General features: G+C 73.5%; 15 protein-coding genes and 1 pseudogene. 10 read left to right on the top strand and 6 right to left on the bottom strand.

Going from position 1 to position 20,768, the window contains the following annotated elements; genetic code table 11:
* Window positions 1-18: 18 nt before the first annotated feature.
* Window positions 19-3,927, top strand: a complete 3,909-nt coding sequence (locus GQS09_RS18145) for an RHS repeat-associated core domain-containing protein (protein WP_165987529.1) — start codon at window positions 19-21, stop codon at window positions 3,925-3,927.
* Window positions 3,924-4,385, top strand: a complete 462-nt coding sequence (locus GQS09_RS18140) for a hypothetical protein (protein WP_165987527.1) — start codon at window positions 3,924-3,926, stop codon at window positions 4,383-4,385. The genes GQS09_RS18145 and GQS09_RS18140 overlap by 4 nt, the downstream gene beginning before the upstream one ends.
* Before the next feature lie 45 nt (window positions 4,386-4,430).
* On the opposite strand, the gene GQS09_RS18135 is transcribed toward GQS09_RS18140, so the two are convergent.
* Genes GQS09_RS18135 through GQS09_RS18115 form a run of 5 tightly spaced genes read right to left on the bottom strand, consistent with a single transcriptional unit; the run spans window position 4,431 to window position 9,525 of the window.
* Entirely contained in the window at window positions 4,431-5,699 is a 1,269-nt protein-coding gene (locus tag GQS09_RS18135) for an ABC transporter substrate-binding protein (protein ID WP_165987525.1), read from the bottom strand.
* Entirely contained in the window at window positions 5,696-6,913 is a 1,218-nt protein-coding gene (locus GQS09_RS18130; RefSeq protein WP_399552557.1) for a branched-chain amino acid ABC transporter permease, read from the bottom strand. The genes GQS09_RS18135 and GQS09_RS18130 overlap by 4 nt, the downstream gene beginning before the upstream one ends.
* Window positions 6,906-7,796: a branched-chain amino acid ABC transporter permease gene (locus GQS09_RS18125; protein WP_165987523.1), complete on the bottom strand. Its 891-nt coding sequence runs from the start codon at window positions 7,794-7,796 to the stop codon at window positions 6,906-6,908. The genes GQS09_RS18130 and GQS09_RS18125 overlap by 8 nt, the downstream gene beginning before the upstream one ends.
* Window positions 7,793-8,698 carry an ABC transporter ATP-binding protein gene (locus tag GQS09_RS18120; protein WP_165987521.1) on the bottom strand — a complete coding sequence of 302 codons (906 nt, stop codon included), beginning with the start codon at window positions 8,696-8,698 and terminating at the stop codon, window positions 7,793-7,795. Before GQS09_RS18120 ends, GQS09_RS18125 begins: the two co-directional genes overlap by 4 nt.
* On the bottom strand, window positions 8,695-9,525 hold the full coding sequence (locus tag GQS09_RS18115; RefSeq protein WP_165987519.1) for an ABC transporter ATP-binding protein: 831 nt from the start codon (window positions 9,523-9,525) through the stop codon (window positions 8,695-8,697). The genes GQS09_RS18120 and GQS09_RS18115 overlap by 4 nt, the downstream gene beginning before the upstream one ends.
* A gap of 451 nt (window positions 9,526-9,976) precedes the next feature.
* Here GQS09_RS18115 and GQS09_RS18110 point away from each other — a divergent pair, with 451 nt between their 5' ends.
* From GQS09_RS18110 to GQS09_RS18100, 3 genes are all read left to right on the top strand, one after another.
* Window positions 9,977-10,639 carry an MBL fold metallo-hydrolase gene (locus tag GQS09_RS18110; protein WP_165987517.1) on the top strand — a complete coding sequence of 221 codons (663 nt, stop codon included), beginning with the start codon at window positions 9,977-9,979 and terminating at the stop codon, window positions 10,637-10,639.
* Window positions 10,640-10,723: 84 nt separating this feature from the next.
* Window positions 10,724-11,503 (top strand): exodeoxyribonuclease III, encoded by a 780-nt coding sequence (locus GQS09_RS18105; protein ID WP_165987515.1) that lies wholly within the window; start codon window positions 10,724-10,726, stop codon window positions 11,501-11,503.
* 116 nt (window positions 11,504-11,619) lie between these two features.
* Entirely contained in the window at window positions 11,620-12,060 is a 441-nt protein-coding gene (locus tag GQS09_RS18100) for a DUF6278 family protein (RefSeq protein WP_165987513.1), read from the top strand.
* Between the two features lie 75 nt (window positions 12,061-12,135).
* Here the strand turns inward: GQS09_RS18100 and GQS09_RS18095 are convergent, their stop codons facing one another.
* Window positions 12,136-12,879, bottom strand: a complete 744-nt coding sequence (locus GQS09_RS18095) for a hypothetical protein (protein ID WP_165987511.1) — start codon at window positions 12,877-12,879, stop codon at window positions 12,136-12,138.
* Window positions 12,880-13,573: 694 nt separating this feature from the next.
* On the opposite strand from GQS09_RS18095, the gene GQS09_RS18090 reads away from it, so the two are divergent.
* From GQS09_RS18090 to GQS09_RS18070, 5 genes and pseudogenes are all read left to right on the top strand, one after another.
* A complete protein-coding gene (locus GQS09_RS18090) occupies window positions 13,574-16,273 on the top strand; it encodes an AAA family ATPase (protein WP_165987509.1) in 2,700 nt (899 codons plus the stop codon).
* 216 nt (window positions 16,274-16,489) lie between these two features.
* Window positions 16,490-17,740, top strand: coding sequence for a polyprenyl synthetase family protein (locus GQS09_RS18085; RefSeq protein ID WP_165987507.1), 1,251 nt, complete (start codon window positions 16,490-16,492; stop codon window positions 17,738-17,740).
* 116 nt (window positions 17,741-17,856) lie between these two features.
* On the top strand, window positions 17,857-18,960 hold the full coding sequence (locus GQS09_RS18080) for a terpene synthase family protein (RefSeq protein ID WP_165987505.1): 1,104 nt from the start codon (window positions 17,857-17,859) through the stop codon (window positions 18,958-18,960).
* A gap of 41 nt (window positions 18,961-19,001) precedes the next feature.
* Window positions 19,002-20,441, top strand: coding sequence for a cytochrome P450 (locus GQS09_RS18075; RefSeq protein WP_165987503.1), 1,440 nt, complete (start codon window positions 19,002-19,004; stop codon window positions 20,439-20,441).
* Between the two features lie 63 nt (window positions 20,442-20,504).
* A pseudogene (locus GQS09_RS18070) lies at window positions 20,505-20,768 on the top strand (hypothetical protein); the annotation flags it as partial.

The following is a 20,768-nucleotide window of genomic DNA, read 5'->3' as shown; positions in this document are numbered from 1 at the left end:
GAAGCCTCCGACGCGGGCATGCAGAACAAGAAGTGGTGGCAGAAGGCCGTCGACTGGGTCGTCGACAACTGGGACACCATCGTCAACGTCTGCAAGATCATCGTCGCCGTCGTCGGCATCATCGCCATGATCATCGGCGGCCCCCTCGCCCTCCTCGTCCTCGCCGCCGCCCTCATCGTCCTCGCCGACACCTTGATCAAATACGCCAACGGCGAGGCATCGCTCTGGGACGTCGCTTTTGCGGCACTTGACTGCATTCCGGGCATGAAGGGCCTCACCACCGCCGCCGGACTCCTCAAGGGCATCAAATCGGGGATGAAGGCACTGGCGACCGGCGCCAGGGGACTGGGCAGGAAGTTCCGCCAGCAGGCGGTGAAGTTCCTCAAGCGCAACGGCTGCGGCGACCCGGTCGATCTGGCGACCGGCGAACTGCTCATGTCGGGCGTGGATGCCGAGCTGCCCGGCGTGCTGCCCCTGGTCATCGAGCGGCACCATGTCTCGGGCTACTGCGACGGCCGGTACTTCGGCCCCTCCTGGACCTCCACCCTCGACCAGCGGCTGCAGCTCGGCCACGACGAGGTCCGGTTCTTCACCGACGACGGCATGGTGCTGCTCTACCCCGTGCCGCTGCCCGACCCCGGCCACCCCGTCATGCCGGTCGAAGGTCCCCGCTGGGGTCTGTCCTGGGACGGCCGGCCCGGCGGCCCGCTCACCGTCCACCAGCCGGAGACCGGCCGCACCCTGCGGTTCTCCCCGGTCCCCGGCCGCCCCGGCCACGAACTTCCGGTCACCGCGATCACCGACCGCAATGCCAACCGCATCGATTTCCACTACACCGAGCACGGCGACCCGTTCGAGGTCAGCCACTCCGGCGGCTACCGGATCGGCGTGGCCGTGTACGACGACCGGGTCACCTCGCTGCGGCTGGTGTCCGATCCCGAGGAGCCGGTGCTGGTCACCTATGACTACGACGCGGCCGGCAACCTCGCCCGGATCTACAACAACTCCGGCCTCCCGCTGGTCCTCGACTACGACGACCACTCCCGCGTGGTCCGCTGGGAGGACCGGACCGGCGGCTGGTACCGGTACGCATACGACGACGCGGGCCGCTGCGTGTTCACCACCGGCACCGGCCGGGCGCTGGAGTACCGCTACCACTACGACACCGAGAACAACCGCACCACCGCCGTCAACAGCCTCGGCCATGCCACCGTCTACCAGTTCAACGACAGCTTCCAGCTCATCGCCGAGACCGACCCGCTGGGCAACACCACCCGACGGGAATGGGACCGCTACGACCGGCCGGCCGCCGTCACCGACCCCCTGGGCCGCACCACCCGCTACGCGTACGACGACGCCGGCAACCTGGCCGTCCTCATCCGCCCCGACGGGCACCGCATCCGCTGCGAGTACAACGACCTGGGCCTGCTGACGTCCTACACCGCCGCGGACGGCGCCACCTGGGAACAGGCCTACGACAGCCGCGGCAACCGCACCGTGCTCAAGGACCCGGCCGGGAACACCTTCCGGTACACCTATGACCCGCACGGCGGGCTGGAGACCCTCACCGACCCCCTGGGCGGCACCACCCGCGTCCGCTGCGACGCCGCCGGTCTGCCCCTGGCCGTGACCGATCCGCTGGGCGAGACCACCCGGCACCGCCGGGACACCTTCGGACAGGTCACCGCCCTGATCGACCCGCTCGGCGCCGAGACCAGGACCGAATGGACGCCGGGCGGCCGGCCGCTGCGCCGCGTCGACCCCCTGGGCGGCACGGAAACCTGGGAGTGGGACGAGGACGGCAACCTCCTGGCCCACACCGACGCGGGCGGCGGAACCACCCGTTACACCTACGGCCCCTTCGGTCAGCCCGCCTCGCAGACCGGCCCGGACGGAGTCACCTACACCTTCGCCCGGGACACCGAGCTCAACCTGCTGGCCGTCACCGACCCGGCGGGCCGCACCTGGCGCTACGACTACGACGCGGCCGGGCGGATCGTCGCCGAGACCGACTTCGACGGCCGGACCACCGTCTGGACCCGCGATCCGGCCGGGCGGGTGACGACCCGCCGCACCCCCGCCGGCCAGACCCTGTCCTACCTGTACGACCCGCTGGACCGGCTGATCCGGCGGGCCGGCTCGGACGGCACGGTCACCGAGTACGGCTACGACCCGGCGGGCCGCGTGGTGCGGGCCACCTCGCCCGGTGTGGAACTCTCCCGCACCTACGACGTGCTGGGCAACCTGACGGCCGAGACGGTCAACGGCCGGACCCTGTCCCTGCGGCACGACCCGCTGGACCGCCTCACCCTCCGGGTCACGCCCAGCGGCCACACCAGCGCCTGGGACTACGACCCGGCGGGCCGTCCCCGCACGCTCACCACCGGCGGGCACACCCTGGCCTTCGACCACGATCCGGCCGGCCGCGAGACCAGCCGGGTCATCGACGGCCGGCTGGTGCACACCCACACCTGGGACCCGGCCGGCCGGCTCACCGCCGAGCTGCTCGCTCCCGCGCAGCCGCCGGTCCCGGCAGCCGCGGCGGCCGCGCGGCGGCACGGGCCGGCCCTGCACCGGCGCGGCTACGCCTACCGGGCGGACGGCACCCCGTCCTCGGTCACCGACGAGACCGGTACCACCGACTACACGCTGGACCCGCTGGGCCGGGTCACGCAGGCCTCCTCGCCGCACGGACGGGAGACCTACACCTACGACGACTGCGGCAATCAGCGCACCGCCCACTGGACCGGCGCGGGCGGCGCGGTGCCGGACGCCGCCGGGGAGCGCGAGTACAGCGGCACCCTGCTCACCCGGGCCGGCAGCACCCGCTATGTGCACGACGCGGCGGGACGCACCGTGATGCGGCAGCGCGTCCGGCTCTCCCGCAAGCCGGAGACCTGGCGCTACACCTGGGACTCGGACAGCCGGCTGGTGCAGGTGGTCACCCCGGACGGCACCCGCTGGCGGTACCGGTACGACGCCTTCGGCCGCCGCACGGCCAAGGAGCGGCTGACCGCCGACGGCGAGGCGGTGGCCGAGCGGACGGTCTTCACCTGGCACGCCAGCACCATGGTGGAGCAGTCCACGGAGCTGACCGGCGACGACGGGGCCGCCCCGGCCGGTCCGGCCGGTCCGGTGACCCTCACCTGGGATCACCGGGGGCTGTACCCGCTGGTGCAGTCCGAACACCGCCCGGCCGGCGGCACCACCGACGGCGGCGGCCGGGACGAGACCGACCGGCGGTTCTACGCCATCGTCACGGACCTGGTGGGGGCACCGGTCCGGCTGGTCGATCCGTCCGGTGAGACCGCCTGGCAGGGCACGTCCACGCTGTGGGGCTCGGTGCGGCACACCGGCCCGGCCGGCACCCCGCTGCGCTTCCCGGGTCAGTACGCTGACCCGGAAACCGGCTGGCACTACAACTACCACCGCCACTACGACCCCGCGACCGGCCGCTACGCCACCTCCGACCCGCTGGGCCTGGAGCCCGCGCCCAACCCGTACACCTATCCGCGCAACCCGCTGGCCTGGGCGGACCCGCTCGGCCTGGAACAGGAGTGGGTCGATGCCGGTGAGATCAACTTCTCCCAGCGCACCATCAGCCCCAACGACTACGCCGAGCAGATGCGCAACAACCAGTGGGACTGGGACCGGTCCGGCCCCCTGCGGGTCATGGAGCGGGACGGCCAGCTGGTGACCTATGACAACCGGCGGCTGGACGCGGCCCGGGAGGCCGGAGTCCGGGTACCGATCGAACGGGTCGATCCGAACGCGCCCTTCCCGGACTCCTCCACCGGCAAGACCTGGGAGGAGAAGTTCCAGCAACGGTTCCGGGACCCGCGCAACCGGCGGGCCGGGGGCGTGGTGCCCAACACCGGCCTGTCCGAACGGCCGGGTCCGCCCTGCCCGCAAGGAGGACGGCGATGAGCGCCATCGGTGAACTGTGGGCGGCGGAGTCCCTGCCCATCAAGGACGGTCTGTATCTGGCCACCGGCCTGTCCCTGGCCGCCCGGCTGGACCCGGCGGCACCCGACGGGATGGTGCTGCTGGACCCCTTCGACCTGGACGCCCTGCTCTCCGCGGACCCGGACTGGGTGACCGCGATCGACATCACCCGCCGGAGGGAGCTGCCCGGGGGCGGCGCGCTGTGCTGCGGCGAGGGCTCCTACGGCGCCGAGGGGTTCGCGGCCCGCACCGCCGCCGACGGCTCCCTGGTGTGGGTCCTGTACTTCGAGGAGTCCAACCCCTTCGACCGGATCACCGTCACCCCGCCGGAGGACCCGCGGCGGGCCGCCTTCCACTCCACCTCCGGGATCACCGTCACCCTCGGCATCGACCGTCCGGACCGCGGGCAGGGCCGTGGCCCGGCGGGCGCCGCCCGGTGAGGCGGGCGGCGGGCCGGGCCACGGCTGACCGGAGCGGGCCGGGGGTTACTCGCGGGGGAAGGACGCCGCCAGGTCGGAGACGGCGGCCTCGCGGTGGGCGACCATGCCGCCCGGCGCCTCGGCGTCCGGCTTGAGGATCACCGACTCCAGGGTGGAGGGGTTGGCCGGGTCGGAGAAGTCGTGCGTCACGCCGATGCCCTGGACCGCGGTCATGCCGGCCAGCGCCTCGGACACGCCCTCCCGGGTCAGCTTGCCCGCGTCACAGGCGGCCTGCGCGGCCTGCACGATGACGTCGATGGCGTTGTAGCCCGCCAGCACACCGTTGTCCAGGGTGGCGTCCGGGTACTCCGCGAGGTAGCTGTCGGCCACCTCCTTGGCCGCCTCGTCGCCGACCGGCAGAGTGGAGGCGGCGATGTAGAAGTTGTTCAGCAGGGCCGGGGCGGCCTCGGTGGCCAGCAGCTGCGGGGCGAAGGCCGAGTTGTTTCCGATGATCGGCACCTCCAGGCCGATGGCGGCGGCCACGCCCGCGATGGACGCGGCCTGGCGCGGGCCGGCGCTGATCACGATCGCCGACACCTGCTCCTGGGCCAGGGCGCTGACCTGCGCGGTCATGTCCTCGTCGGTCGGCTTGATCATCTGCTCGACCACGGTCAGGCCGAGCTGCTCGGCGGCGTACTCGGCCCCCTCCAGGGCGTTCTCGCCGTAGTCGCCCTCGAAGTAGATCTGGCCGATCTTGTCGCCCTCGGCCAGACCGTGCTCGCTGACCAGGAAGTCGATGGCGTTGATGGTCTCCACGTCATAGGTGGCGCCGACCATGTGGATGTACGGGCTGCCCAGCAGGGAGGCGGTCCAGGCCTGGGCCACGATCGGCACCTGGTCGGTGCCGTCCACCTGGTCCTTCACGGCCGTCACATAGGGCGAGCCGATGAACTGCGGGAAGGCCAGGACGTTCGGCTGCAGCTCGTTGTAGGCGGAGATCGCCTTCTCCGGGTCGTAGCCGTGGTCCCGCACCTCCAGGGCGAGGTCCCGCTCGCAGACGCCGCCGGCCGCGTTGACCTCCTTGACGTACATCTGCTGGACCTGGGTGATGCTGGCGCCCAGGGTGGCGTAGGGGCCGGTCATGTCGGTCAGCGCACCCAGGGTGATGGTGGAGTCGGTGACACCCGCCCCGGTCTCGAGCTCGCCGCTGGTCTCGCTGCCGCCGGAGCCGCCCTCGTCCTCGTCCTCGGCCTTGCTGCTGCACGCCGTCAGGGCGAGCGCCAGTGCCGTGGCCGCGGCCACCGCGGCGGCGGGAACTCTGCGGTTACTGCTCATGTCGGAACCTCCATGTTCCTGGTGACGTCTGCTGTGGGGTTCTTGGTCCGCCGCCGCGCCTCGCGGCGCATGCGCAGGAGGAGCGGGAGCCGGACCAGACCCCCCGGGAGGAACAGCACCGCCGCGACCACGGCCGCCCCGTAGAGCAGCTCGGCGGCCTCGCCCGGTGCGACACCGCCGGTTCCGGGTGCGGAGATCAGCGGCAGGGACTCGCTGTAGCGGGTCAGGATCTGCGGGATGAGGGTGACGAACGCGGCGCCCAGCACGGCTCCGCCGACCGAGCCCAGACCGCCGATGACGATCATGGCCAGGTAGGTCAGGGCCAGGGTGATGCCGAAGTAGCCCGGCACGGTGCGCTGGAAGACCAGCGCCAGCAGCACTCCGGCCAGTCCTGCGTACATCGAGGAGAGGACGAAGACGGCGCCCCGGTAGCGGGCCACCGGGATGCCCATCACGCCGGCCGCGATCCGGTGGTCGCGGATGGCGTTCATGGCCCGGCCGGGGCGGGACTTCAGCACGCCGACGGCGAAGAGCGCGCACCCGGCCAGCAGCACCAGGCCCAGGTACCAGAGCTTCTCGACGGCGGTGAAGGGCACCCCGCCCACCAGGACCTTCTCGTTGTCGAAGGAGAGGCCGAAGAACTCCAGCACCGGCACCGCGCGGCCGTTGAAGCCGCCGGTGAGGTCCTTGGCGTTGAACAGCACGTGCTGGCCGATGAAGATCAGCGCCAGGGTGGCGATGCCCAGGTAGGCGCCGCGCAGCCGTCCGGCGATGGGCGAGAAGACACCGCCCGCCACCCCGGCCAGCAGCACCGCCAGCACCATGGCCAGCAGCGGGGGCAGCCCCCAGCCGACCGTGGTGCCGTCCGGGTCGCCGGCGAACACGCAGTAGCCGTAGGCCCCCACGGCCAGGAAGAAGGAGTGGCCCAGGGAGAGCTGGCCGGTGGAGCCGGTCAGCAGGTTCAGCCCGATGGCACCGATGGCCGCGGCCATGGCGAAGAGTCCGGCACGCAGCCAGAACGCCTCCAGGTAGAACGGCAGGGCCAGCAGGATCAGGGAGCCGGCCACCGGCAGCGCCCAGGGCAGCCGGCGGCGCAGGCCGCTCAGCCGGCCGGGGCCGGACGGAGCCGGGCGGCCGGGGGTGCCGGGCGGGGCCGGGGCGGCGGGCGGCGGGCCGCCCGGCGTGGTCCGGGACTCGGTCAGCGGTTCAGACACGGGACAGCTCCCTCGTTCCGAACAGGCCGGCCGGGCGTGCCAGCAGCACCAGCACCATCACCAGGTAGGGGGCGAGTTCCCCGATCCCGCTGCCCAGGAAGGACAGGTCCTTCTGGTAGCCGGTGGCCATGGCCTCGGTGATGCCGACGATCAGGCCGCCGACCAGGGCTCCGGTGGTGGAGTCCAGGCCGCCGATGATGGCCGCCGGGAACGCCTTGAGGGCGACGAGCCCGGTGTCCCGGTCCAGGCCGGTGGTGGGGAAGACGGACAGGAAGAGCGCGGCCACCGCGGCCAGCGCCCCGGCCACCGCCCAGGCGGAGGCGGACACCCAGCCCAGCCGGATGCCCATCAGCGCGGCCGTCTCCCGGTGTTCGGCGGCGGCCCGCATGGACACGCCCCAGGAGGTGAAGCGGAAGGCCAGCAGGAAGATGCCGATCAGCGCGGCGGCGGTGATCAGGGCGGCCACCCGGGTCTGCGGGATGGTCAGTTCGCCCAGGTGGATCAGCTTGTTGCCCCACGGGTCCCGGTAGCTGAAGATCTCCGGGCCGATCCGCCGGGCGAGTTCGGTGATCAGCACGATGTCCAGGCCGATGGTGACGATGGCCAGCACGCTGTGGTCCCGGCCCCGGTAGCGCCGGATCACCAGGAACTCCAGCAGCATGCCGAGCACCGCGGCGGCCGCCACGCCGACCAGCAGCGCGAGCCAGAACGGCATGTGCTCACGGGCCTGCACGGCCGCGTAGCCGCCGGCCAGCAGCAGGGAGGCGTGGGCGAAGTTCACCACCTCGGTGGACTTGAAGATGATCACGAAGCCGAGGGCGATCAGCGCGTACACCGAGCCGAGCGAGACCCCGATGATCAGCAGTTCGGAGAAGACGGTCATGAGGCCGCTCCTGTGTCGTCCGGGGCGCCGTCACGGCCGCCGTCGAATGAGGTGGCCGGGTCGCCGTCGCCGTTGGAGCCGAGGTAGGCACGGGCCACCTCGGGGTCGTTCTGGACCTGGTCCGGCGTGCCCTCGGCGATCTTCCGGCCGAAGTCCAGGACGGTCACGGTGTCCGCGAGCCGCATCACCACTCCCATGTCGTGTTCCACCAGCAGCACGGAGATGCCGAGGTTCTCCCGGACCGAGGCGACGACCGCGGACGCGTGGCGCCGCTCCTCCGGCGTCATGCCGGCGATCGGCTCGTCCAGCAGCAGCACCTCGGGCTCCATGCACAGCGCCCGGCCGAGTTCGACCAGCTTCTGCAGGCCGTAGGGCAGCACCCCGGCGGGGAAGCCGAGGTACTTCTCCAGACCGAGGAAGGCGGCGATCTCGCGCATCCGCTCCCGGTGCCGGGCCTCCTCGCGGCGCGCGGCCGGCAGCCGCAGCCCGGAGCCCAGGAAGCCCGTGCGGGTCAGCCGGTGCCGGCCGACCATGAGGGTGTCGGCCACGCTGCTGTGCTCGGAGAGCGCCAGGTTCTGGAAGGTGCGGGCCACGCCCAGTGCGGCGATCCGCTCCGGCGCCATCCGGGTCAGCTCGTGCGGGCCGAGCCGGACGCTGCCCTCGGTCGCCCGGTAGACACCGGACAGCACGTTGAAGCAGGTCGACTTGCCGGCACCGTTGGGGCCGATGACGGCGTGGATGGAGCCGGGTTCGACGGTGAAGGAGACCTTGTCCAGGGCGGTGAGGCCGGCGAACCGCACGGTCAGCCCGCTCACCTCCAGCGCGGGCGGGGCCGCTGCGGTGTTCCCGCCGGTGCCGGGCCGCACCGCGGGCGCGTCCGGCGTGGTGGGTGTGTCCGTCATGCCGACCACCTGCGCAGGGTGGGCGGGGCACCGGTCGCGTGCGCCGCCGAGACGGCGGCACCGGCGGCGGCGTCCTCGCTGCCGGACTCGTGGCCGACGCCCAGGTAGCGGCGGCGGACCTCGTCGCTGGCGGCGAGTTCGGCCGCGGTGCCGGACAGCGCCACCGCGCCGTTCTCCAGCACCACCGCGTGGGTGGCCACCTTCAGCGCCAGCGCGGCGTTCTGTTCCACCAGGAGCACCGAGGTGCCCTGGGAGTTGATCTCGCGGACGGTGTCCGCGATCCGGGCGGCCATCATCGGTGCCAGACCGAGCGAGGGCTCGTCCAGCAGCAGCAGCCTGGGCCCGGCCATCAGCGCCCGGCCCATGGCCAGCATCTGCTGCTCCCCGCCGGAGAGCAGACCGGCCCGCTGCCGGGCCCGTTCCGCCAGCACCGGGAAGAGTTCCAGCACGCGCTCCCGGGCCTTGCGTTCACCGGCCCGGCCACCGCGCGCGCCCAGGGCCCCGGCGCGCAGATTGTCCGCCACGGTCATCCGGGCGAAGACCTGCCTGCCCTCGGGCACCTGCACAATCCCGGCGGCCACGATCCGGGCGGGACCGCGGCCGTCCAGCCGCTGCCCGGCGAATTCGACGGTGCCGGCCGTGATCGCGCCGCCGTGGAACCGCAGGGTTCCGGATATCGCCCGGAGCAGTGTGGACTTTCCGGCCCCGTTGCCGCCGAGTACGGCGGTGACGGCGCCCTCGGGCACCTCCACGGTGACTCCGGACAGCGCGTGCACCGGGCCGTATCCGGCGCTCAGCCCTTGCACGCGCAGTGCGGCGGCTCCCATCGGCACCCCCTTCCATGAGCGTTCACGGGGCGCCCGCGTCGGCGCCCTCGACCTGCTGTGCGCCACACCCCAGCACCGCCGCCGCCCCCCGGTCCATGCCCGGCCGCCGAATCGCTGCGGATGACCAACGAGTAATGAGCGGCACTGTGCAGCGGCACAGTGGCCTGTGCGGCCGCACTGCCCGCCCGGCGGACACCGGGCGGGTGCGGCGGGCCCCGGGCGGGCCGCAGGGCACAAGGTCACAAGCCTGGCCGCGCACCGCACCGGCCGTGCGGCGCCGAGGGCCGCCCGTACTGTGCTGAGCGCCCGCTTTGTGCGCACCGCACGCCGCGGCGCCCGGCTCGCGGCCGGCGCGGGGCGGTGCCGGTGCGGTGCCGGACGGTGCGGTGCCGGACGGTGCGGCGGGGTGGTGCGGCGGGGTGGTGTCAGTCGGGCGTAGCAGAATGGCCGCATGGAGCTGACCAAGAAGGGACACGCCTGCGTCCGGATCACCGAGGGCGGGCGCACGCTCGCGATCGATCCCGGCGCGTTCAGCGAGGAGGACGCGGCGGCCGGGGCCGACGCACTGCTGGTGACCCACGAGCACCCGGATCATTTCCACGAGGGCCGGCTGCGCGCCGCGCTGGAGGCCAATCCGGCCGCGGAGCTGTGGACGCTGCGGAGCGTCGCCGGGCAGATGGCCGCCGCCTTCCCCGGCCGGGTGCACACGGTCGGCAAGGGCGACACCTTCACCGCGGCGGGCTTCGAGGTGGAGGTGCACGGCGAGCTGCACGCCGTGATCCACCCGGACATGCCCCGGATCACCAATGTCGGTTATGTGGTGCAGTCGCCGCAGGGCCCGGCCGGCCCGGTCTTCCACCCGGGGGATGCGCTGACCGTGCCCGGCCGCCCGGTCTCCACCCTGCTGCTGCCGGTGCACGCGCCGTGGAACAAGTTCTCCGAGGTGCTGGACTATGTGCGCGAGGTGGCGCCGGAGCGGGCCTTCCCCGTGCACGACGGCCTGCTCAGTGACGCCGGCCACCTGGTCTACGGCCGGAACTTCGGCCCGCAGGGCCCGGGCACGGGCGGCGCCGAGTACGCCCGGCTGGCGCCCGGCGAGTCCGCCGCCCTCTGAAGCCCCCGAGGCCGGGCCCCGGAGCCCCTTCCCCTTCCGCCCCTCACCCCTGAGCCCCAGCCGCGCCGTCCGCCGGAGAGTCCCATGCGCATCGCCACCTGGAACGTCAACTCGATCACTGTGCGGCTGCCCAGGCTGCTGGCCTGGCTGGAGAGCACCGGCACGGACGTGCTCTGTGTGCAGGAGCTGAAGTGCGCGCCCGAGGCCGTCCCCGAGGCCGCGCTGCGGGATCTGGGCTACGAGTCCGCGGTCAACGCCGCCGGCCGGTGGAACGGCGTGGCGGTCTTCTCCCGGGTGGGCCTGTCCGATGTCCGGCCGGGCCTGCCCGGCGGCCCCGCCTATGACGGCGCGGTCGAGCCCCGGGCGATCAGCGCGGTGTGCGGCGGGGTCCGGGTCTGGTCGGTCTATGTGCCCAACGGCCGCGAGGTGGGCCATCCGCACTACGCCTACAAACTGGAGTGGCTCGCCGCCCTGCGGGACGCGGTGGCGGCGGACGCGGCCGGCGAGGCCCCGTTCGCGGTGCTGGGCGATTTCAACATCGCTCCGGAGGACACCGACGTGTACGACATCACCGCCTTCGAGGGCGCCACGCACATCACCCCCGCCGAGCGCGCGGCACTGACCGAGCTGCAGCGCACCGGGCTGTCGGATCTGATGCCGCGCCCGCTGAAGTACGACCGGCCGTTCACCTACTGGGACTACCGGCAGCTGTGCTTCCCCAAGAACCGGGGCATGCGGATCGACCTGGTCTACGCGAACGCGGCGTTCCGCGGCGCGGTGAAGGACGCCTATGTGGACCGGGAGGAGCGCAAGGGCAAGGGCGCCTCGGACCACGCCCCGGTGGTGGTCGACCTGGACCGCTGAGCCCGGCGGCGCGGGCCGGGCGGACACGGATCGGGTCCGGATTCGTCACCGGATCTGTATCCCCGTGCGACGCGTCCGGCTACCGGCCGGTCCCCCGGGGTGCCACCCTGAGAGGCATGAAGCTCCCGTTTCTGGACAACTGGCGCCTGGACCGCCGGCGCGGCCGCCCGCCCGCCCCGCCCACGGGCGCCTGGGCGGACCCGGACGGGGTGGCGGAACTCCTCGCCGAGTGCGAACTGCTGCGGGCCCGGGCGCAGTCGGCCGGGGTGCTGCTGGACGACTCCCCCGGTTCCCTGGAGGACCTGGACCAGCTGCTCCCCCGCTGGCGGGACGACCCGGAGGAGCTGCCGTGGCTGGGCAATGACGCCGGCCTGTATCTGGGCACGGTTCTGGTGCGCACGCTGCCGGGGGCGCGCTGGGTGCGCGGTCCGGACGGCGGTCCGGTGGTGGAGCTGGCCTCCGGCCGGGCCGTGGACGCGGTCGCCGCCGGGCGGCAGTGGGCGGACGGCGGCAGCCCGGAGCTGTCGCGGGTCTACGCCGAGGCCGCCGAGATCTGAACTCCCCCCTCCGGGGAGAAAGGGCGGGGGAGGAGCAGGGAGCGGGCGGAAGGGAAGAGTCCGGGAGGGAAGGGTTCAGTCCTTGCCGGCCGGTGCCGGGACCTTCGGGCGGGCGGTGGTGGCCTGCCGGGTGACGTCCCCGACCAGCTCCACCACATCGGGTCCGTACGCCTGGGAGTTGACCACCCGGAGCAGCAGCACGAAGTTGCCGCCGGTGCCGTGCCGGCGGGCCAGCCGGGCGTGGTGCTTGGCCAGGTAGCGGGAGGCGGCCTGGTGGGTGACGGACCGCTGGCCGCAGATCAGGAAGACGGGCCGGCCCTCCTGGCCGGCGGTGAGCCGGGCCAGCAGCACATGCTCCACCGAGCCGTTCTCCAGCCGGTAGCGCTCGGTGCCGATGAGGAAGGCGCCGCGGTCGGGGCCCGGCGTCGAGTCGGTGCTGACGGAGATGCCCGGCAGCAGCGAGTGCAGATGGGCCGCCATCCGGCGGTTGGCCATCGGCCCGCCGATGCAGAACTCGGTGCGTTCGCCGAAGCCCTGGCGGGCCGCCTCGCCCGATATCACCTGGGCGTGTGCACGACAGTTCTTCACCACCGCGGCGAGTTCCAGCAGGGCGAAGACGTCGTTGCGGGCCACGGCGGCGTCCGCGCCGGAGTCCCGGCTCACCACCAGCAGGCATTCCGAGTTGTCCGGCAGCCCGTAGAAGCGCTGGTTGCGCCGGAGCGCACGGTCGGCGGCCCAGGAGCGCAGGAACCAGCCCAGCACGGCGGAGGCCGCGGCGGTTGCGGCGACGGCGATCACAAGTGTGGAGACGTCTCCCATGGCGGGTGACCCTACCCGCGGGCCGGGTACGGATACGAGCCCCGGACAGTCCTGGTTCGGTCACCGTTCCAGCACGTTCCCTCCCCGCACGCACCCCGCGCACCGCCCGCCGCGGCCCCGCCGGGCGCACTCGACGACGATCTCCACCGGGAGGCTGCCGCGGGTGGCGCGGGAGCAGGGGAACCGTGCCAGGCCCGACCCCGGACAGCACCGGCAGACCGGCGCCCGGGAGCGGTCCGTGCGCCCCGCGCACCCCACTCGCATCAGCAGCCGCAGCGGGCCTGCCGCGTGATCGGCATCACCGCGACCGGGGCGGGCCGGCCTCGTCCGCACCGCCGGGCACGCCGCCGGCCTCCCCCGATGCGCCCGCCGGCGGAAACGGGTCCGAGCGGCGGGGCAGTATAGGGCTCAACAACCAGCCGCATGGGCAGGACCGGCAAAGCAGTCCCGGCTGTCAACTTCCCGGCTATACGCTACGAGGATGCGACAGCCTCGTTCTCGCCAGGCCGAGGTCTGGTCAACTTCCGCCGTGCTGCCGTAAAACGGTCGTACGGTCACATTCCGCACCGTCAGCTACCGCACCATGAGTCAACGGGCAGCGAGCCGTGAAACGCCGAAAGGGGTTCGCCCAGTGACAGAACCGGACCGGACGGGCCCAGGGGCGGTCCTGGACGGCGCCGCGCGGGACGCCCGCATGCCCCTGCGCACCTTGGAACGGGAGAACGAACTCGTCACCGTGCGCGCCGCGCTGGAGGAGCTGACCAAGGTGCCCGGCCAGGGCCCGGCAGCCCGCGGGCGGCGCCGCGGCAGCCTGCTCGCCTTCACCGGCCCGGCCGGAGTGGGCAAGACGACCATGCTCTCGCACGTCCGCGACCTGGCCGACGAGCGCGGCTGCGTCACCCTCACCGCCCGCGGCGGCGAGCGCGAGCAGCACATGGCCTTCCATGTGCTGCGCCAGCTCTTCCAGCCGCTGCTGGCCCGCTGCTCCCAGCAGGAGCGCGAGGAACTGCTGGGCAACTGGTACGAGATCGTCGGCCTCACCCTCGGTCTGCTGCCCTCCGGCGCGGGCCCGGCGCCCGACCCGCAGGGTGTGCGGGACGGCCTGGACTGGGTGGTCACCCATCTCGCCACCCAGCGCGGCCCACTGGTGCTGCTGGTGGACGACGCGCACTGGGCGGACGCCGAGTCCCTGGACTGGCTGGCCGGCTTCGCCTCCCGGGTGGAGGACCTGACCCTGCTGATCACCATCGCCTACCGGCACGACGAACTGCCCGAGGAGGCCGCGGCCCTGGGCGATGTGCTGGAGCGCAATCCGCAGCGCCCCATGGACCTGGCCCCGCTCACCCCGGTGGGCATCGCCCAGGTGATGCGGGACGTGCTGACCGGCACCACGGTGGGTGTCGATCCGGACGACGAATTCTGCCGCGAGGCATGGGTGGTCACCGCCGGGCTGCCGTTCCGCGCCGTGGAACTGGCCGCCAAGGTCCGCGACCGCAAGCTGGCTCCCCGGCAGGAGAACATCCCGGTGCTGCGGGACATGGCCGCGGCCATCCAGGACAGCGGGCTGGCCGACCAGCTGCAGCGGATGAGCTCCCAGGCCGCCCGGCTGGCCTGGGCGGTGGCCGTGCTGGGCAACGAGGCGCCGGAGGAGCTGGCCGCCTCGCTGGCCGGGCTGGGCCCGGCCGATCTGCCCAAGGCGGTCGAGGAACTGCGCGCCGGACGCATCCTCAAGCACGCCGAGACCCTGGAGTTCCAGCATCCTCTGGTGGCCACCGCGGTCTACCGGGCCATCCCCGGCGGGATGCGGGTGGCCATGCACGGCGAGGCCGCCTGGGAGCTGGTGGCGGCCGGGCACGGCGCCACCTCGGCCGCGCGGCATCTGCTGGAGACCCACCCCGAGGGCGACGAGTGGGTGGCCGGGCAGTTGCTGGAGGCGGCCCGCGAGTACGTCCGGGCGGGCGCGCCGGAGTCGGCCCGCCGCTGCCTGGAACGCGCGCTGCGCGAGGACCCGCCGCCACCGCTGCGCGCCGTGGTGCGCTACGAGCTCGGCGCCCCGGCCCTGCTCCGCGATCCGCTGGTCACCGTCCACCACCTGCAGGCGGCGCTGGCGGAACCGGACCTGGCCCCGGACCTCCGGGTCAAGATCGTGATCCGGCTGGCGCGGGCCCTGTCGCACTGCGACATGCTGGCCGAGGCGGCCCGGCTCATGGCGGAAGAGGCCCAGGTGGCCGGGGATTCACGGATCCGGCTCAGGCTGCACACCGAGCATTTCATGCAGGCGGTGTTCACCGCGGACGACGACGGAGCACCGGCCCGGTCCCGCTGGCTCGCCCAGCTCGCGCACCGGCTGACCGGCCGGGACCGCACCGAACGGTATCTCTTCGGGCTGCGCGCCTGGGACGCCATGGTGCGCGGCGAGCCCGCCGAGGTGGCGCTCGACTTCGCGGAGCGGGCGCTGGGAAACGGCCTGCGGTGGACCGACGAGGACTGGGGTTTCGAGGTCCCGTCGCTGGTGGCCCTGACCTTCCTCTACTGCGACCGGGCCGACATGGCCGAGCAGATGTACTCGGACGGGATAGCGGAGTACGAGCGGCAGGGCTGGCGCGGCGTCCACCTGTCGCTCGGCTACACCCTGCTGGGATACATCCGGTTCCGGCGGGGACGGCTGGCCGACGGCGAGGACTTCGTGCGCGCGGGTCTGCGGCTGGCCGACCGGACCGGGAGCAGGACGCACGCGCACTGGTATGCCGCGGGAGCGCTGATCGAGATCCTCATCACCCGCGGCCATGTCGCCACGGCCGGGGAGCTGGCCGTCCGGCACGGCTTCGGCGGGCCCTTCCCCTCGGCGGTCACCATTCCCGACGCCCGCACGGTGCACGGCAGACTGCTGCTGGCGCAGGGCATGCACAAGGAGGCGGCCGAGGACCTCGCCGAGGTCGGCCGGCGCCTGGACGCGCGGGGCATGCACAACACCGTCTGGTGTCCCTGGCTGTCGCATCTCGCGCTGGCCACCGGGGCCACCGACGAAGCGCATGCCCAGCAGCTCGCGGAGGACGCGCTGCGCCGTGCCCAGCGGTTCGGAACGGCCACGGCCAAGGGCGAGGCGCTGCTCATGGCGGCGCGCCTGGAGGAGGATCCGCGGCAGCGGGTGGAAACGCTTCGCGCCTCGGTGGCCGAATTCGCACGGTCGCCCGCGGAACACGAATACGCGGACGCACAGGTGGAGCTGGGAGCGGCGCTGCGCCGGGCCGGCAAACCGCATCTGGCGGCCGATCACCTCTATCAGGGCGTTGAGCTGGCCACTCGGTGCGGAGCGGAGGCGGTGCTGACCAAGGCACGGGGTGAGCTGCTCGGCGCCGGTCTGCGCCCACGGCGGTTGCGCGTTGTGCGTTAGGCGACCGGCAGGCGCGGTTCTCGGTGCGGGGCCCGCCCCACGCGCCGCCCGGCACACCAAGTTGTGGCCAAAGGTGTGACTGAGCGGCATTACCAGGATTGTCACGCGCTCTCGCCGGATAGGGCTTCTGTGCTGCTCAGAGTGGCCGCCCGTCAGTTCCCGGCGGTCGGCACTCCACCTCGCCGTGAGGTGACAGATGTGGAGGAGGCCGGGCGCATGAGCACATTCACCGCCACCGCGACCACACCACTCACGAGTCCCGGGGGCTCCGATCCCCCGGAGGGCACGGCGGTCCCGGACCCCGGGGACCCCCTTGACCTGGCGGAGGCGAAACGGGCGGTGGACGCCGTGCTCACCGGGTTCGTGGCGGAGAAGATCCGTACCGCGGGCCCCCGGCTGCGGCCGCTGGTGGAGACCCTCCGAGGCTTCCTCTTCACCGGCGGCAAGCGGCTTCGGCCGCTGCTCTGCCTCTCCGGCTGGCACGCGGCCGGCGGGCACGGCGACCGCGCCGCCGTGCTGCGCGCCGCCGCCTCGCTGGAGCTGTTCCACGCCTTCGCCCTGGTCCACGACGATCTGATGGACGGCAGCGCCATGCGGCGCGGCCGGCCCAGCCTGCACCGCACCCTGGCGCTGCGGCACCGGGAACACCTCTTCCCGGACTCACCGGACGTCCCGGACTCACCGGACGTCGCGGACTCACCGGGCTTCCCGGTCTCCCCGGAGGACTCCGGCTGCCCGGCCGGCCCGGAGACCGGCTCCGCCGCCGGCCCGGAACGGTTCGGCGTCAACGCCGCCCTGCTCGCCGGCGATCTGCTGCTGGCCTGGTCCGACGAACTGCTGCACCGGGCCGGCCTGCCTCCCGCCCGGCTGCCCGCCGCGCTCGCCCTGGTGGACACCATGCGCGGCGAGACCATGCACGGCCAGTATCTGGACCTGCTGGTCACCGGCCACCCGGCGGCCGATCCGGGCCAGGCCCTGGAGGTGGTCCGGCTCAAGACCGCCAAGTACACCGTCGAACGGCCGCTGCACCTGGGCGCACTGCTGGGCGACGCCGACCGGACGGTGCTCGACGCCTGCACCGCCTTCGCCATGCCGGTCGGCGAGGCGTTCCAGCTCCGCGACGACCTGCTCGGAGTCTTCGGCGACCCGGCCGACACCGGCAAGCCCGCCACCGACGACCTGCGCGACGGCAAGGCCACCGTGCTGCTCGCCCTGGCCCTGCGGCGCGCCACCCCCGCCCAGCGCGGCCGGCTGCGCCGGCTCGTGGGCCGGCCCGACCTGGGCGACCGCGAGGCCGACGCCATCCGCAGCGTGCTGGTCGACACCGGGGCCCGGGCCGAGGTCGAGCGTATGATCCAGGACCGGTACCGGGCCGCGCTGCGGGCCCTGCGCGGTGCCGCCTTCCCGCCGGCCGCCACCGGCCTGCTGCGGCGCATCGCCCGTGCCGCGACCGCCCGCACCGCGTGACCGCCGCGGCCCCCGCGGCCCGGCCCCCGCCCGCTCCCCGCCGTCCCCGTCGCCACCGCAACCCCAGCGCAGCGTACGCACCCAGCGATCCAGGGAAGCCGCAGGAGGAGAGACTCATGAACACCACCCCGCTGTACCCGGCGTCACGTACCGACCGGACGGACGGAAATCCGCCGGCCCCGCCCAGGGAGTTCTATCTGCCGGAACTCCCCCGGCTGCTGCCCCGGGCCTACCATCCGCACGCGGCCAGGATCGAGATCCTCTCCAACGGCTGGGTGCGCGACCGGCTCGGTGACTGCTTCGCCGGCGAGAACCATCTGCTGCGCTTCCTGCGCCAGCGCAACGGGCTCTACGGCGCGCTGGTCGCCCCCTCCGCCACCTTCGACCGGGCCCGTGCCATCGCCGACTTCTACCAGTACGTCACCGTCATCGACACGCTGACCGGGGACCGGACGGCACTGGGCGCCAGCGAGCACGGGGCCCGCCGGGTGTTCGAGGAGATCCTGGAGAGCTTCGGTCCCGGCGGGGCACCGGACGGCTCCTCCCCCTTCGCCACCGCGGCCGCCGACCTCTGGCGGCGAATAAGCGAGGGGCTGTCCCCGGCGCAGCGCGGGCGGCTGCAGCACAGCCTGCTCGCCTTTCTCCGCGGCTGCGCGACCGAGGTGCCCTACCTGCACAAGGGAGAAGTCCCCGATTTCGACACCTACCTAACGGTCCGTACGGACAGCTTCGGCTGCGAGTTCCTGATCCTGCTCACCGAATACGCCGTGGCCGTGGACACCGGCGACTGCGCCGAGGCGTTCGCCGAACTGCACCTGCACGCCATGCGTCAGCTCATCATGGTCAACGACCTGCTCTCCTGGCGGAAGGAGCACTCGCTCCAGGACACCATGAACGTGCTCGGTGTGCTCCGGGACCACGAACGGCTGCCGCTCCAGGAGGCGGTGCACCGGCTGTGCGCCATGGTCGAGCACCATGAGCGGTCCTATCTCGCCGCCCGCGACAAGGTGCTCGCCGGGCCGCTGGGCGAGCGTGCCGACGTCCGGGAGTACCTCACCGGACTCGACCATGTGATCGGCGGCAGCCAGGAGTTCGAATATCTCACCCCGCGCTACTTCGGTGACGGCTACGTCTGGGACGGCTCCACCTCGGGCTGGCTGAGCCTCACCGCGGCGGTCAGCCGCCTCCGGCCCACCCCGCACCACCCGGCCGCCCGCTGACCGCCCGGAACCCGGACGGCCCAGAACCGAAGGAGCCACAGATGTACTCGACCGACGCCCCGGCGTCCGGTGGCCGGCAGTTCTCCCGCGCCGCCGCCCCGGGTGCTCTTCCCGTGCTCGGCCACGCCCTGCTGCTCAGGCGTGACCCGCTCGGCTTTCTCGACTCCCTGCCCGCACACGGCGACCTGGTGGAGATCAGGCTCGGCCCGCAGCGGGCTCACATGGCGTGCCACCCCGAGCTGGTGCGCCAGGTGCTGCTCCGGCCCCGGGTCTTCGACAAGGGCGGCCCGCTCTTCGACAAGGTCCGCCCGCTGGTGGGCAACGGCCTGTTCACCTCCTCCTGGGAGGAGTACCGCAAGCAGCGGCTGCTCGTGCAGCCCGCCTTCCATCCCTCCCGGATGCCGCGGTACGCCGCCGTGATGTCCGAGGAGATCGAGGTGCTGTCCGGCTCCCTGCGGGAGGGGCGGCCGGTGGACCTCGGCGACGCCCTCACCGCGCTCACCGCCCGGGTGACCGCGCGCTCGATCTTCGCCACCCGGATCTCCGCCCCGGACGTGGCCGAGGTGCAGCGCTCGCTGCCGGTCCTGCTGGAAGGGATATACCGGCGGATGACCGCGCCGCTGGGGGTGGCGGAGAAGCTGCCGACCCGCGCCAACCGGCGGTTCGCGCATGCCCGGAACAGCCTGCTGCAGGTCATCGAGCGGACCGTGCGGGCCTCCGCCGCCGCCCGGACCGACAGGGCCGGGACGGCGGACGGGGACGCCGCGGCGGAGGGGGACGAGGAGGGCAGTCTCATGTCCCTGCTGCTGGCCGCCCATCGCGGGGCGGCCGGCGAGCCCGGGGCGGCCGGCTACCGCCCCACGGTCACCGAACTCCGCGACCAGGCCATGACCCTGCTCGTCGCCGGCACCGAGACCACCGCCAGCGTGCTGGCCTGGGCCTTCCACGAACTCGCGGGCCGGCCGGACGCCGCCCGCGGGGTGCGTGAGGAGCTCGACGGTGTGCTGGGCGGCGGCACCGCCCGGCGGGAGCCCGGCATCGCCGACCTGCCCCGGCTGCCCCGCACCCAGCGGTTCCTCACCGAGGTGCTGCGCCTCTATCCCCCGGGCTGGCTGTTCACCCGGACCACCACCGAGGACACCGAACTGGGCGGCATGCCGCTGCCCGCCGGGTCCACGGTGCTGTTCAGCCCCTACATGCAGGGGCGCAATCCCCGGGTGTTCCCGGAGCCCGGACGGTTCGACCCCGACCGCTGGCTGCCGGAGCGGGCCGGGGACCTGCCGCGCGGCGCGATGATCCCGTTCGGCATGGGCAGCCGCAAATGCCCCGGAGACGGCTTCGGCGTCACCGAGGCCACGCTGACCCTGGCCGCGGTGGCCTCCCGGTGGCGGCTGGAGCCGGTGCCGGGCACGGTGATCCGGCCGCTGCCCAAGGCGGCGCTGGTCACCGGACCACTGCCGATGGTCCCCTACCGGCGCTGAGCGCCGCACGGCCCGCGCCGGGCGTAGCATGGCGCCGGATCGTCGCACACGGAGGAGACGGCGGTGGCACCGGTGACAGCGGTGACAGCGGCAGCGGCCCGGACGGCCGGCACCGGCGGGCGCGCGGACGCGTCCGCCGGGCGGCGCCTGCTCGGCGTGCTGCTGATGGCGTTCGCCGCCGCCGCGCTGCTGTGCGGCGGGACGGCGGCGGCCGGCGGGCAGCCGCTGGACCACCATCCGATCCCCGGCGCCGCGCACGGGTCCGTGCCCGCCGCGGACGGCCCGGCGCAGCAGGCGGCGGGGTGTGCGGCATGCGCGCACACCGGC

The sequence above is a fragment of the Streptomyces sp. YIM 98790 genome, assembly GCF_011421595.1.
Lineage (GTDB): Bacteria > Actinomycetota > Actinomycetes > Streptomycetales > Streptomycetaceae > Streptomyces.
Note: the sequence above shows the minus strand (reverse complement) of the source record. Positions and strands in the feature narration are given on the sequence as shown.

What these genes read in the sequence shown, in the direction of transcription:
- GQS09_RS18145 (WP_165987529.1), top strand. Translation starts at nt 19, where the DNA reads ATGCAGAACAAGAAGTGGTGGCAGAAGGCCGTCGACTGGGTCGTCGAC.
- GQS09_RS18140 (WP_165987527.1), top strand. Translation starts at nt 3,924, where the DNA reads ATGAGCGCCATCGGTGAACTGTGGGCGGCGGAGTCCCTGCCCATCAAG.
- GQS09_RS18135 (WP_165987525.1), bottom strand. Translation starts at nt 5,699, where the DNA reads ATGAGCAGTAACCGCAGAGTTCCCGCCGCCGCGGTGGCCGCGGCCACG.
- GQS09_RS18125 (WP_165987523.1), bottom strand. Translation starts at nt 7,796, where the DNA reads ATGACCGTCTTCTCCGAACTGCTGATCATCGGGGTCTCGCTCGGCTCG.
- GQS09_RS18120 (WP_165987521.1), bottom strand. Translation starts at nt 8,698, where the DNA reads ATGACGGACACACCCACCACGCCGGACGCGCCCGCGGTGCGGCCCGGC.
- GQS09_RS18115 (WP_165987519.1), bottom strand. Translation starts at nt 9,525, where the DNA reads ATGGGAGCCGCCGCACTGCGCGTGCAAGGGCTGAGCGCCGGATACGGC.
- GQS09_RS18110 (WP_165987517.1), top strand. Translation starts at nt 9,977, where the DNA reads ATGGAGCTGACCAAGAAGGGACACGCCTGCGTCCGGATCACCGAGGGC.
- GQS09_RS18105 (WP_165987515.1), top strand. Translation starts at nt 10,724, where the DNA reads ATGCGCATCGCCACCTGGAACGTCAACTCGATCACTGTGCGGCTGCCC.
- GQS09_RS18100 (WP_165987513.1), top strand. Translation starts at nt 11,620, where the DNA reads ATGAAGCTCCCGTTTCTGGACAACTGGCGCCTGGACCGCCGGCGCGGC.
- GQS09_RS18095 (WP_165987511.1), bottom strand. Translation starts at nt 12,879, where the DNA reads ATGGGAGACGTCTCCACACTTGTGATCGCCGTCGCCGCAACCGCCGCG.
- GQS09_RS18090 (WP_165987509.1), top strand. Translation starts at nt 13,574, where the DNA reads ATGCCCCTGCGCACCTTGGAACGGGAGAACGAACTCGTCACCGTGCGC.
- GQS09_RS18085 (WP_165987507.1), top strand. Translation starts at nt 16,490, where the DNA reads ATGAGCACATTCACCGCCACCGCGACCACACCACTCACGAGTCCCGGG.
- GQS09_RS18080 (WP_165987505.1), top strand. Translation starts at nt 17,857, where the DNA reads ATGAACACCACCCCGCTGTACCCGGCGTCACGTACCGACCGGACGGAC.
- GQS09_RS18075 (WP_165987503.1), top strand. Translation starts at nt 19,002, where the DNA reads ATGTACTCGACCGACGCCCCGGCGTCCGGTGGCCGGCAGTTCTCCCGC.